8 protein-coding genes are annotated in these 12443 nt (G+C 61.8%); 5 read left to right on the top strand and 3 right to left on the bottom strand.

What is annotated here, in order from left to right; genetic code table 11:
• The first annotated feature begins 47 nt into the window (after nucleotides 1–47).
• A complete protein-coding gene (locus ACEXP3_RS04910; protein ID WP_377296267.1) occupies nucleotides 48–818 on the top strand; it encodes a polysaccharide deacetylase family protein in 771 nt (256 codons plus the stop codon).
• 31 nt (nucleotides 819–849) lie between these two features.
• Here ACEXP3_RS04910 and ACEXP3_RS04905 read toward each other — a convergent pair whose 3' ends face one another.
• Nucleotides 850–1086, bottom strand: a complete 237-nt coding sequence (locus ACEXP3_RS04905; RefSeq protein ID WP_377296266.1) for a hypothetical protein — start codon at nucleotides 1084–1086, stop codon at nucleotides 850–852.
• A 441-nt stretch (nucleotides 1087–1527) separates the two neighbouring features.
• Between ACEXP3_RS04905 and ACEXP3_RS04900 the strand changes: the two genes are divergently transcribed.
• From ACEXP3_RS04900 to ACEXP3_RS04890, 3 genes are all read left to right on the top strand, one after another.
• Nucleotides 1528–1725, top strand: a complete 198-nt coding sequence (locus ACEXP3_RS04900; RefSeq protein ID WP_377296265.1) for a hypothetical protein — start codon at nucleotides 1528–1530, stop codon at nucleotides 1723–1725.
• A 140-nt stretch (nucleotides 1726–1865) separates the two neighbouring features.
• Nucleotides 1866–4760 carry a hybrid sensor histidine kinase/response regulator gene (locus tag ACEXP3_RS04895; RefSeq protein WP_377296264.1) on the top strand — a complete coding sequence of 965 codons (2895 nt, stop codon included), beginning with the start codon at nucleotides 1866–1868 and terminating at the stop codon, nucleotides 4758–4760.
• 63 nt (nucleotides 4761–4823) lie between these two features.
• Nucleotides 4824–5390, top strand: coding sequence for a GNAT family N-acetyltransferase (locus tag ACEXP3_RS04890; RefSeq protein ID WP_210104537.1), 567 nt, complete (start codon nucleotides 4824–4826; stop codon nucleotides 5388–5390).
• A gap of 226 nt (nucleotides 5391–5616) precedes the next feature.
• On the opposite strand, the gene ACEXP3_RS04885 is transcribed toward ACEXP3_RS04890, so the two are convergent.
• A complete protein-coding gene (locus ACEXP3_RS04885; protein WP_377296263.1) occupies nucleotides 5617–6864 on the bottom strand; it encodes an AGE family epimerase/isomerase in 1248 nt (415 codons plus the stop codon).
• A gap of 251 nt (nucleotides 6865–7115) precedes the next feature.
• Between ACEXP3_RS04885 and metH the strand changes: the two genes are divergently transcribed.
• Nucleotides 7116–10889, top strand: a complete 3774-nt coding sequence (gene metH, locus ACEXP3_RS04880) for a methionine synthase (RefSeq protein WP_377296262.1) — start codon at nucleotides 7116–7118, stop codon at nucleotides 10887–10889.
• A gap of 84 nt (nucleotides 10890–10973) precedes the next feature.
• On the opposite strand, the gene ACEXP3_RS04875 is transcribed toward metH, so the two are convergent.
• The gene (locus ACEXP3_RS04875; RefSeq protein ID WP_377296261.1) at nucleotides 10974–12317 is read right to left on the bottom strand and encodes an MFS transporter; all 1344 of its coding nucleotides are present in this window, start codon (nucleotides 12315–12317) and stop codon (nucleotides 10974–10976) included.
• Nucleotides 12318–12443: the final 126 nt, after the last annotated feature.

Raw genomic sequence — 12443 nt, 5'->3', positions numbered from 1 at the left:
CGCCGATGCGGTGCGCTATGGAGCGCCAGATCACGGATGTTGTTCTGATGCGCCTTACGCCTTTTCGGTCCTGTCTTTTCCTTCTTGCCAGCCTTGCCGCTCTTCCGGCCATGGCCGTTGAGCCGCCGCAAGCCAATCCTACGCCCAGACTTCTGGAGCCGTCGCTGCATCTGCCGAAATCCGGCAAGCCGGGGGAGATGCGGGTGGCACTGACCTTCGATGCCTGCATGGGCGAAGCCGACCAGCGCATTCTGTCCGTCCTGATTGACGAAAAGATCCCGGCCACGATTTTCGTGACGGCCCGCTGGTTGCGGCATAACCCGCAGACGGTTGCCCTTCTGCAGGCGCATCCGGACCAGTTCGAACTGGAGAACCATGGCGAGAACCATGTGCCGGCGGTCGATGTGCCGGTGAAGATCTATGGCATTGCCGCTGCCGGTTCACCGCAGGCGGTGGAGCAGGAAGTGGCGGGCGGAGCGCGCGCCATGGCGGCCTCCGGCCTTGCCGCGCCGCACTGGTTTCGCGGTTCGACCGCAAAATACGATGCCTCGGCCATGGCCCAGATCCGCGCCATGGGGTTTCGCATTGCCGGTTACTCGCTGAACGGCGATGGTGGCTCGCTGCTGGGGGCGTCGGTTGCTGAAAAGCGCATTGCCGCCGCCAAGGATGGCGATGTGGTGCTGTCCCATATCAACCAGCCGACGCATGCGGCCGGCGAGGGTGTCGCGCGTGGCATCCTTGCGCTGAAGCGGCGCGGTGTCACCCTGGTGAAGCTGTCGGATGTGGTGGATCTGTCCGATCAGACCTTGACGCATTGAGTGCAGCAACGCGGCTGTTCCGCCGTTCTGATCAGGCTGATCCTTCCGCTGAGGACAGATCCTCGCCTGCGGCATCCTGATCATCCAGCCGTGCATAAAAGTGGCTCGCCTGCCGCTCGTGCAGCCGAACGCGCAGCCGTTCCACCTCGACCCTTGCCGTCTGGTGCAGCAGCGTCTTCAGGTCTTCCACCGAGATGCCATCGGCCTCGATCATCATCGCGATCAGCGGGTCGGCTGCCACCTCGGCGATGGTCAAATCTGGTTCCATTGCGGGTCCTCCATCCTGTGGCTGCATCCTGCCGGTTCATTGCGACAAATGTATATCGCAGACATGGCTGCATCAGATTGTCGAATTTTGTCGAAATTGCTGTGGGCCGTGAAATTCGTCTTTGCACAGGCCGCATGCAAAACGCGGCGCATGCACCGGCAACGCGGGCCTTCCAATGCCGGCCGCCGTTGCATGACCTGTGGATAAGCTGTGGACAGAGGTTGAATTGGAACGGATCCGTTTTCCCTTTGTCCCGCTTTGTTCTGCATGCGAAACCTGATTACCGCACACCTGTGGACAATGTTGGCGTGTGCTCGGATCAGCCAGCCTTTGCCGAAGCTTGCATGGTTAATTCTTTAATATTTCAGGCGCACCATGGAACGGAGGACGGCCACTGGCGTTTCTCGACGGGCTGAATACGGACAGGCAGGGAGGCGGATGATGTTGTTCAGATTTATCGATCACCGGACCATGGATGAAACGGCGTGGGATGCGACGGGCACCTTTGCCGATGGTGTCCATCCGATCATCCGGCAGAAAGACAATCAGGCGGACCAGGGAATGCGGATGCGCTCTTCCTATGCGCGGGATCTCGTCGCCGCACGTCGTCTGGCGGATCTGTCGCCGGTCTTCCATTGAGAACGGCACCGCCGCACCCTCTGGGGGCGATTGCCTCGAAGCCGGTGCGATTCCTGATCTAAACGTGAGACTACGTCATTGTCTTGCGCGCGCTTTGTCCTATATCCTCGCCGATTATCGGTGCGGCGTGGGGAAATGGCATGTTTCGACGGACTGGGCTCTCTGGGTCCGATCTCGATCACTTATTCAATCTGTCTCCGAATCCGTACGTGATCGTCGACCCTGACCTCGTCATGGTGGGCATGAACAATGCCTATCTTTCAACCACGATGAAGTCGCGGGAGGCCCTGATCGGCCGCCCCCTATTCGAGGTGTTTCCGAGCGATCCGCAATCGGTGAGCGGCCGCATGCTGCGCCAATCCTTCGCCAAGGTTCTCGCAACCGGCCAGGTGGATCATCTGCCTTTGATTCCCTATCCGATTGCAAAGCCGGACGGCACCATGGAGGAGCGCTACTGGAGCGCCACCCATACCCCGATCCTCAGCGACACTGGCAAGGTGCGGCTCATCCTCCAGCATACGGTGGATGTGAGCGAGCTGCATCGGCTGCGCCAGTCCGTGCCCGCCTCGGACTGGCGGCTCGAAACCGACGTGTTGCGTCGTGCCGATGCGGTGCAGGGCGAAAACCTGGCGCTCGGCCAGGAGCGTGAATATCTGCGCGGTCTGTTTGAGCAGGCGCCAGGTTTCATGGCGGTGTTGCGCGGGCCGCAGCACGTGTTCGAAATTGCCAATGCCGCCTACCAGACGCTTGTTGGTCGGACCGACCTGCTCGGCCGCCCGGTACGGTCGGCTCTGCCGGATGTGGAGGGGCAGGGTTTTTTCGAGCTTCTCGATCAGGTCTATGCGAGCGGCGAGGTCTATAGCGCCCATGGCGCGCGGCTCGACCTGCAGCGCCCCGGCGGCGGCGGCATCGACGCGCTTTACCTCGACTTCATCTATCAGCCGCTGCGCGACAGCGAGGGCGCCGTCAGCGGCATCTTCGTCCAGGGCCATGACGTGACGCAATTGAAGCAGGCGCAGGATGCCGCGCAGGAAAGCGAGGATCGTTTCCGCACGCTGGCGCAATCGCTGCCAAACCATGTCTGGACTGCCACGGCCGTTGGCGAACTGGAATGGGCAAACCTTGCCATGCGCCGGTATCTGACGAAATGCGAGGGCGAGAGCGGTCTGCCGCTGATGCGCGACTATATTCATCCGGATGATGTCGCCCGGATCCGCGAGGCATGGATGCAGAGCGTCGCTTCCGGTACCGATTTCAATGCCGAAATGCGCCTGATGCACAAGGATGAGGAGTTCCGCTGGTTCCTCAGCCGTGCGGTGCCGATCCGCAATGCCGGCGGCGAGATCATCCGCTGGGTCGGCACCAATACCGACATCGAGGAGCAGAAGAAAACCGTCAGGCGGCTGGAAAATCTTGCGACCACGCTGGAAGGCCGGGTTGAGGAACGCACTGCCGAACTGGTCAAGACGCAGGAAGTGCTGCGCCAGAGCCAGAAGATGGAAGCCATCGGCAATCTCGCCGGCGGCATCGCGCATGATTTCAACAATCTCCTGCAGGTCATTACCGGCAATCTGCAACTGCTGGCCAAGGATGTGGCGGGCAATGAGGCGGCCGAGCGGCGCCTCACGAGCGCGCTCTCCGGGGCCTCGCGCGGTGCGCGTCTTGCCTCGCAGCTTCTTTCTTTCGGACGGCGCCAGCCGCTGGCGCCCAAGGTGGTCAATCTCGGGCGCCTGGTGCGCGAAATGGATCACCTCATCCGGCGCAGCCTCGGCGAGGCGATCGAGATCGATACGATCGTCGGCGGCGGCCTGTGGAATACGCAGGTCGATCCCTCCAATGTCGAAAACGCGCTCCTCAACCTTGCCATCAATGCGCGCGATGCCATGGACGGGCGCGGCCGCCTTACCATCGAACTGGGCAATGCCTATCTCGATGATCACTATGCCCAGAACGCCTTTGACGTGGTGGCCGGGCAATATGTCATGCTGGCCGTCAGCGACACCGGCTCGGGCATGCCTGCAGAGGTTCTGGCGCGCGCCTTCGATCCCTTCTTCACCACCAAGCCGGAAGGCAAGGGCACCGGCCTTGGCCTTTCTATGGTCTATGGTTTCGTCAAGCAGTCGGGCGGCCACATCAATATCTACAGCGAGCTTGGCAGCGGCACGACGGTGCGCATCTATCTGCCACGGTCGATGGAAGCCGAGGACATGCTGACGGAAGAGGCGGGCGGCAGCGTCGCCGGCGGCAGCGAAACCATTCTCGTGGTCGAGGACGACGAGGCCGTGCGCGATATCACCGTCAGCCTTCTGTCGGAACTGGGCTACAAGGTGCTGAAGGCGCGCGATGCCGACAGCGGCCTTGCCATCATCGAGAGTGGCGTGTCGATCGACCTCCTGTTTACCGATGTGGTGATGCCGGGTCGGCTGAAAAGCAGCGAGATGGCGCGAAAGGCCAAGGAGCGGCGGCCGGATATTGAGGTGCTGTTTACCTCAGGCTATACGGAAAATTCGATCGTCCACGGCGGCCGGCTCGATCCGGGCGTCAATCTTCTCAGCAAACCCTATGCCCGCGAAACGCTGGCACGAAAGATCCGCATGCTGCTCGACAAGGCAAAGGAACGCGGCCCGACCGGCGAAACCGGCGCCAGCAGGGGAGGCAGCAGCGGTCCGCCGCCATCGATCCGTGTCCTTCTGTGCGAGGACGAGGCCCTGATCCGCATCTCGACGGCCGATTATCTGCAGGATTTCGGCATGACGGTGGTGGAGGCGGGCAATGCCCGCGAAGCGCTGGAGGCGGTGGATGGTGCCGCGATCGACATCCTCGTCACCGACGTCAATCTGCCGGACATGAACGGGCTCGATCTGTTGAACCGCATGCGCGAAACGCATCCGGATCTGCCGGTCATCTTTGCGACCGGCGACATGCATGTGCCGGGATCGGAAGGGCTGCACAAGGCAAGCCTCATCACCAAGCCCTATGATTACGATCAGCTGGCCAAGCGCATCCGCGATCTGGTGGGCGAAATCCGCCGCTGAACCCAGCATCTCCGTAGCCGCATCCGTGGCGGGGGAGGCGGTTTCCGAAAGGCAGTTTCATTCATGTTCAGACCGGGGTTCGATCCGCAGCCCAGCCTTCAAGGCCCCTCCATCGCCATCCGGCCGCTTCGGCACGATGACTGGGACGGGCTGTTTGCCGCCGCCGGCCACCCCGCCGTCTGGGCCGGCCATCCGGCCAGCGACCGATACACGCGGGAAAAATTCGAACCCTATTTTGGGCTTCTTCTGGAGAGCGGTGGCACCGTTGCCGTCATCGACCGGGCAAAACAGGCGATCATCGGCTGTTCGCGCTACTATCTGGCGCCGGACAGGCAGGATAGCCTCTCCATCGGCTACACCTTCATCAACCATGAATACTGGGGCGGGCGCACCAATTTCGAGCTGAAGCGGCTGATGCTCGATCATGCATTCGAACACTATGACGAAGTGTGGTTCCACATCGCGCCGACCAATATCCGCTCGCAGAAGGCGGTGGCGAAGCTTGGCGCGGAAAACATGTACGAGACCGTGCTGAACCTCTCCGGCGTGCCGGCCCCTGCCTTCTGTTTCCGTCTCGGCAGGAATGCCTGGCTTCTGCACCGCAAGATGCTCGACGCAGCGCAGGGCTGAGGCGGCGGAAGGAAGGGCCGGGGGCGACGATGTCGGTGGTTTGGACTGCCGACAGAGGGCGGGAGCTTTCTTTCGTCATGCTCGGGCTTGTCCCGAGCATCTTCAACCCATTGATTTTTTGGGCGCTTGTGGATCCTCGGCACAAGGCCGAGGATGACGTTGTGCTCGACGGCAGCTTTGTCCGTCGCAAAAACCACCGGCCCTGAGGCCGGTGGTTTTCGCCTCCTCAAAGCGCTGCGCCATTGTCCTGGATGACCTTGGTCAGGCTGCCCTCTGCCGGAAACAGCGGGATGAGGCAGGCCTGGAAGGCGTGGTAGATGTCGCCCTTGCCCGGAAACAGTACGTTGGCCGGCGTCAGGTCAACTGTCAGTTCCTCGAACCAGCCGCCGTGCTCACGATCGAGGAAATTGCCTGCGATCGTCGACCAGATCCGGCGGTAGCTCTCCTCATGGAATGTGCCGCCGACATGGGCGTTGAGGAAATGTGCGGCACCGGCCGCCTCGCACATCGGCCACCACAGCTTGCTCCTCTTTTCCGGCACATCCTGCCAGTCGAGCGTATAGAAGAAGCCGCCTTTGTCCTTATCCCAGCCGAGCATCATCGAACGCTCGAACAGCGCGGTGGCCGCTTCCGGCATCCAGGCATGTGTCTTGCCGCCGAGCGTATAAAGCTGGAGGAGGAGGCGCGCCCATTCCAGCCAGTGGCCGGGCGTCGTCCCGGCCGGGCGGAACATCTCGTTTAGATGGTAATAGCTGCGGTCGACCACCCATTCCTCTGAAAAATGCTCGGCCACGCGAAACCCTTCCTCGCGGGCGCGCCGGTTGATCAGCAGATCGGCAATCCGCTCGGCTTTGGCGAGGTAATGGCTTTCCCCGGTCGCCTCGAAGGCGGCCATCAGGCTTTCGGTGAGGTGCATGTTGGAATTCTGGCCGCGATAGCCGGCCACCGGCTGCCAGTCGGCGGAAAACTCTTCCGCAATCGCACCGTGGCGCTCTTCCCAGAATTTTGTCTCGATCACCTCGGTAATGTCGGCGAGCATGCGGTCGGCGAGCGGATGGCCGATGACCTTGGCGGACGAGGCTGCCAGCAGCACGAAGGCATGGCCATAGCCCTGCTTGGAGTCATCTGCCGCGCCATGATCGTTGGCCTGCCAGAAATAGCCGCCGTTCTTCTCGTCCCGATGTTTTTCCCAGAGATAGCGCATGCCATGATCGACGACATCGGCCGCACCCGGCCGCCCGAGCAAATCGGCAATGGCAAAGCAATGCACCATGCGGGCGCTGGCATGGATGCCGCGGGCCGGATTGTCGGTGGAGAGCGGCGCGCCCGCGCGGTCGAGGTCGTAAAAGCCGCCCTTAGGATTGATGGCCCGGCTCTGGAAGAAGTCCATCAGGCCCTCCGCCTGGGACAACAGCCATTGACGGTGATAGGGGCGATCTGCCCAGAGGGGCTTAAGTTTTCCGGCTGCGGTCATAATGACTCCGAAAGGACGACGTGTGAAACTGGAAACCGGAAAGGTCTATACCGGCCGCTCCCGCGTCTGTCATGATGAAACCATACCGACCGGACCGGAATCACGTGCGCGAGTGCATGCGGCTTTGGCTCTTGGCCCGTTCCCGGTCAGCAGGGGGAGCGCGTATCGCGTTCTTCTTGCTTCACATTGACATAAAGATATCTTTATGTGATTAAACGAAGTGACAAAAATCAGGCTGGAGGAAAGCGCCCATGTTCGATCATCTGTTTGGTGCCGAAGGTGCGCAGCGCAATGGCGCGGAGATTTTCGAGGCGCTGGCCAAGGCCGCTCGCGAACGGATCCTCATTCTCGATGGCGCCATGGGCACGCAGATCCAGGGGCTCGGCTATGACGAGGATCATTTCCGCGGCGACCGCTTCATCGGCTGCGCCTGCCACCAGCAGGGCAATAACGATCTTCTGATCCTCACCCAGCCGCAGGCCATCGAGGACATCCATTACCGCTATGCCAAGGCGGGTGCCGATATCATCGAGACCAACACGTTTTCGTCCACCCGCATCGCGCAGGCGGACTACCAGATGGAAGGCGCCGTCTACGACCTCAACAAGGAAGGGGCGCAGGTGGTGCGCCGCGCCATCGAGCGGGCGACGCGGGAGGATGGCAAGCGCCGCTTCGTGGCCGGCGCCATCGGCCCGACCAACCGTACGGCCTCCATCTCGCCGGATGTCAACAATCCGGGCTACCGCGCCGTGTCCTTCGATGATCTGCGCCTTGCCTATGCCGAGCAGATCGACGGTCTGATCGATGGCGGCGCCGACATCATCCTCATCGAGACGATCTTCGATACGCTGAATGCCAAGGCGGCGATCTTTGCCTGCGAAGAGCGCTTCAAGGAAAAGGGCATCCGCCTGCCGGTCATGATTTCCGGCACGATCACCGACCTTTCCGGCCGCACGCTGTCTGGCCAGACACCGACGGCCTTCTGGAATTCGGTGAGCCACGCCAAGCCGTTCACCATCGGCTTCAACTGCGCGCTCGGCGCCGATGCCATGCTTCCGCATCTGCAGGAAGTGTCGGCCGTCGCCGATACCTTCGTCTGCGCCTATCCGAATGCCGGCCTGCCCAACGAATTCGGCCAGTACGACCAGTCGCCGGACGACATGGCCCGCCAGGTGCGGGAATTTGCCCGCGAAGGCCTGATCAACATCGTCGGCGGCTGCTGCGGCTCCACGCCGGAGCATATCGCAGCGATTGCCGAGGCCGTGGCCCCCTTCAAGCCGCGCCAGGTGCCGGACCACAAGTCCTTCATGTCGCTCTCGGGCCTCGAACCGTTTACGCTGACCAAAGACATCCCCTTCGTCAATGTCGGCGAGCGCACGAATGTCACCGGCTCGGCGAAGTTCCGCAAGCTGATCACCTCGGCCGATTATACCGCAGCCCTTGCCGTTGCCCGCGACCAGGTGGAAAACGGCGCGCAGATCATCGACATCAACATGGACGAGGGCCTGATCGATTCCGGCCGCGCCATGGTGGAGTTTTTGAACCTCATCGCCGCAGAACCCGATATCGCCCGCGTGCCGGTGATGATCGACTCGTCCAAATTCGAGATCATCGAGGCCGGCCTCAAATGCGTGCAGGGCAAGGCCGTGGTGAACTCCATCTCGCTGAAGGAAGGCGAGGAGAATTTTGTCCGCCAGGGCCAGCTGATCCGTCGTTATGGCGCAGCCGTCGTTGTCATGGCCTTTGACGAGCAGGGCCAGGCCGATACCTATACGCGCAAGGTGGAAATCTGCCGCCGCGCCTACAAGATGCTGACGGAACAGGCGGGCTTTCCGCCGGAAGACATCATCTTCGACCCGAACATCTTTGCCGTCGCCACCGGGATCGAAGAGCACAACAACTACGGCGTTGATTTCATCGAGGCGACGCGCACCATCCGCCAGGAAATGCCGCTCGTGCATATTTCCGGCGGCGTCTCGAACCTCTCCTTCTCGTTCCGCGGGAATGAGCCCGTGCGCGAGGCCATGCATGCGGTCTTCCTCTATCACTGCATCCAGGCCGGCATGGACATGGGCATCGTGAATGCCGGGCAGCTGGCGATCTACGAAAACATCGATCCGGAGCTGCGCGAGGCCTGTGAGGACGTGGTGCTGAACCGCAGGCCCGATGGCACGGAACGGCTGCTGACTGTAGCCGAACGCTATCGCGGTGCTGCCGGCAAGGAGGCAAAGGCTCAGGATCTCACCTGGCGCGAATGGCCGGTGGCCAAGCGCCTGGAACACGCGCTGGTGAACGGCATCACCGATTACATCGACGCCGATACCGAAGAAGCCCGCCTGCAGGCGGAGCGTCCGCTGCATGTCATCGAAGGGCCTCTGATGGCCGGCATGAATGTCGTCGGGGATCTGTTCGGCTCGGGAAAGATGTTCCTGCCGCAGGTGGTCAAATCCGCCCGCGTGATGAAGCAGGCCGTGGCGGTTCTTCTGCCCTATATGGAAGAGGAAAAGCGCCTGAACGGCGGCGAGGAGCGCAAGTCCGCCGGCAAGGTGCTGATGGCGACCGTGAAGGGCGACGTGCATGACATCGGCAAGAACATTGTCGGCGTCGTGCTCGCCTGCAACAATTACGAGATCATCGATCTCGGCGTCATGGTGCCCGCGACAAAGATTCTTGAAACGGCGATTGCCGAAAAGGTCGATGTGATCGGTCTCTCGGGTCTCATCACGCCGTCGCTGGACGAGATGGTGCATGTGGCGTCTGAAATGGAGCGTCAGGGTTTTGACATCCCGCTGCTGATCGGTGGCGCGACGACGAGCCGCGTCCACACGGCGGTGAAAATCCATCCGAAATATAATGCCGGCCAGGCGATCTATGTGACCGATGCCAGCCGTGCCGTGGGCGTCGTGTCGAACCTGCTCGCCGAAGGCGGGCGCACCGACTACGTGGAAAACATCCGCGCCGAATATGCCAAGGTGGCGGCAGCGCATGCCCGCTCCGAGGCCGACAAGATCCGCCTGCCGATCGCGCGGGCGCGCGCCAATGCGCAGAAGGTGGATTGGGCAGCCTTCGAACCGAAGGCACCGTCCTTCCTCGGCACGAAGGTGTTCGAGGATTATGCGCTGGAAGATCTGGTGCCCTATATCGACTGGACGCCCTTCTTCCAGACCTGGGAACTGAAGGGGCGTTATCCTGCCATTCTCGAGGACGAGAAGCAGGGTGAGGCGGCCCGCCAGCTCTACAGCGATGCGCAGGCGATGCTGAAGAAGATCGTTGAGGAAAAGTGGTTCCGTCCTCGCGCCGTGATCGGCTTCTGGCCAGCCAATGCGGTGGGCGACGACATTCGCCTCTACACCGACGAGAGCCGGACAGAAGAACTCGCCACCTTCTTTACCCTGCGTCAGCAGCTCTCCAAGCGGGATGGACGGCCGAACGTGGCGCTTTCCGATTTCGTCGCCCCCGCTGACAGCGGCAAGGCCGATTATGTCGGCGGTTTCGTGGTGACGGCCGGCATCGAGGAAGTGGCGATTGCCGAACGGTTCGAGCGGGCAAACGACGATTATTCCTCCATCCTCGTCAAGGCGCTCGCCGATCGCTTTGCCGAGGCCTTTGCCGAGCGCATGCACGAAGAGGTGCGCCGCAACTACTGGGGCTATGCCGCCGATGAATCGCTGTCACCGGAAGAGCTTATTTCGGAAACCTATGCCGGTATCCGCCCGGCACCGGGCTATCCGGCCCAGCCCGACCATACTGAAAAGCGCACCCTGTTTAACCTCCTGAAGGCGGAGGAGACGACCGGCGTGGTGCTGACGGAAAGCTATGCCATGTGGCCCGCTTCCTCCGTCTCAGGCCTCTATATCGGCCATCCTGACAGCTATTACTTTGGCGTTGCCAAGGTCGAGCGCGACCAGGTGGAAGACTATTCCCGCCGCAAGGGCATGGAAGTGGAAGAGATCGAGCGCTGGCTCGGGCCAGTTTTGAACTATGTGCCGACGCGGGGCGATGAGGTCGTCGACGACGCCGCCTGAGCGTAATCTGAACTCACCACAAAAATCCCCGGGAGGCTGTCGCGTCCCGGGGATTTTTCTTTAGGCAGGGTCAAACTGACCGTTTCAGGCTGTGGTGGCTGCGCGTGTCGACAGTTCCTCGATGCCGACTTTCGCTTCGATCTCATCGCCGCGGGCGAGCAGATAGAGGCCGAGGCAGAAGGTAAGCGCCGCAATGAACACCAGGTACCAGGCATGGGCCATCGGGCTCACCGGCAGCAGGGCGCTCACCACAAGCGGCGTCAGGCCGCCAAAGATCGCATAGGAGACGTTGTAGGAGAAGGACAGGCCGCTGAAACGCACATGGGCGGGGAAGGCGCGCACCATGACATAGGGCACTGCGCCGACCATGCCGACGGCCAGTCCCATCACCGCGTAAAGCACAAAAAGCACCGTCAGCGACACGCCGGCATAGGTATAGAAAGCAAAGGTCGCAGCACCGAAGAACAGGCTGGCGACGGTGAAGAAGCGGCCCGATCCGACCCGGTCGACGACGGCGCCCGCCGAGACGGTGCCGACGATCAGGAACAGCGTGCCAAAGCTGGTGGCCGCCAGTGAGATCTGGGCGCTGTAGCCATACAGTTTCTGCAGGAAGGTGGCGGTCATCAGCGTGGTGACGACGATACCGGCCGACAGGACCCAGGTGAGCAGCATCGAGATGATGACGCCGCGCGGATGGTCGCGCAGCACCGCCTTCAGCGGCAATTCACGCACCAGCGCCCGGCTCTTCTTCATTTCCGCAAAGACCGGCGTTTCCTGCAGCCAGCGGCGCAGGTAGACGGCAAGCAGGCCGAAGATCCCGCCAAGGAGGAACGGGATGCGCCAGACATAGGCCGATACCTGGTCCGGGGTGAAGACCGTGTTGATGATGGTCGCAATGAACGAGCCGAGCAGAATGCCAAGGGTCAGGCCGGAGCAGAGGAAGCCACAGGCAAAGCCGACGCGGCGGAACGGCACGTGTTCGGAGACGAAGGTCCAGGCGCCGGGCACCTCGCCACCGATGGCTGCTCCCTGCAGGATGCGCATGGCGATCAGCAGGATAGGGGCGGCGATGCCGATCGACGCATAGGTCGGCATGGCGGCCATGCCAAGCGTCGACAGGGCCATCAGAAGGATGGAAAAGGTAAACACCTTTTTGCGGCCGAAACGGTCGCCGAAATGCGCCATCACGATGCCGCCGACCGGTCGGACCAGATATCCCGCCGCGAAGATGCCAAAGGTCTGGATGGTGATCATCCAGTCCGGCATGTCCGGCGGAAAGAACAGGTGGCCGATGACGGTGGCGAAGAATACGAAGATGATGAAATCGTAGAATTCCAGGGCACCGCCGAGGGCCGAGAGTCCCAAGGTGCGGTAATCCTGCGATGTGAGTTTATGGGGCGCGACGAGAGCTGGCGTGATCGGGGGCATGCGGAAGACCTTGTTTCAGACGGCAACCACGCCTCGTGACCCGTAGAGCCCACCATTTCAAGCGGAATCTGGTGTCACTCGAAACAGTTCGGTGAACGCCGGGTTGACTGCCGCCATGCCGGCACG

Origin of the sequence: Neorhizobium fuzhouense, from assembly GCF_042611105.1 — a bacterium.
Classification (GTDB): domain Bacteria; phylum Pseudomonadota; class Alphaproteobacteria; order Rhizobiales; family Rhizobiaceae; genus Neorhizobium; species Neorhizobium galegae_A.
The sequence above is the reverse complement of the archived record's forward strand: the minus strand, read 5'-3'. Positions and strand labels throughout refer to the sequence as shown.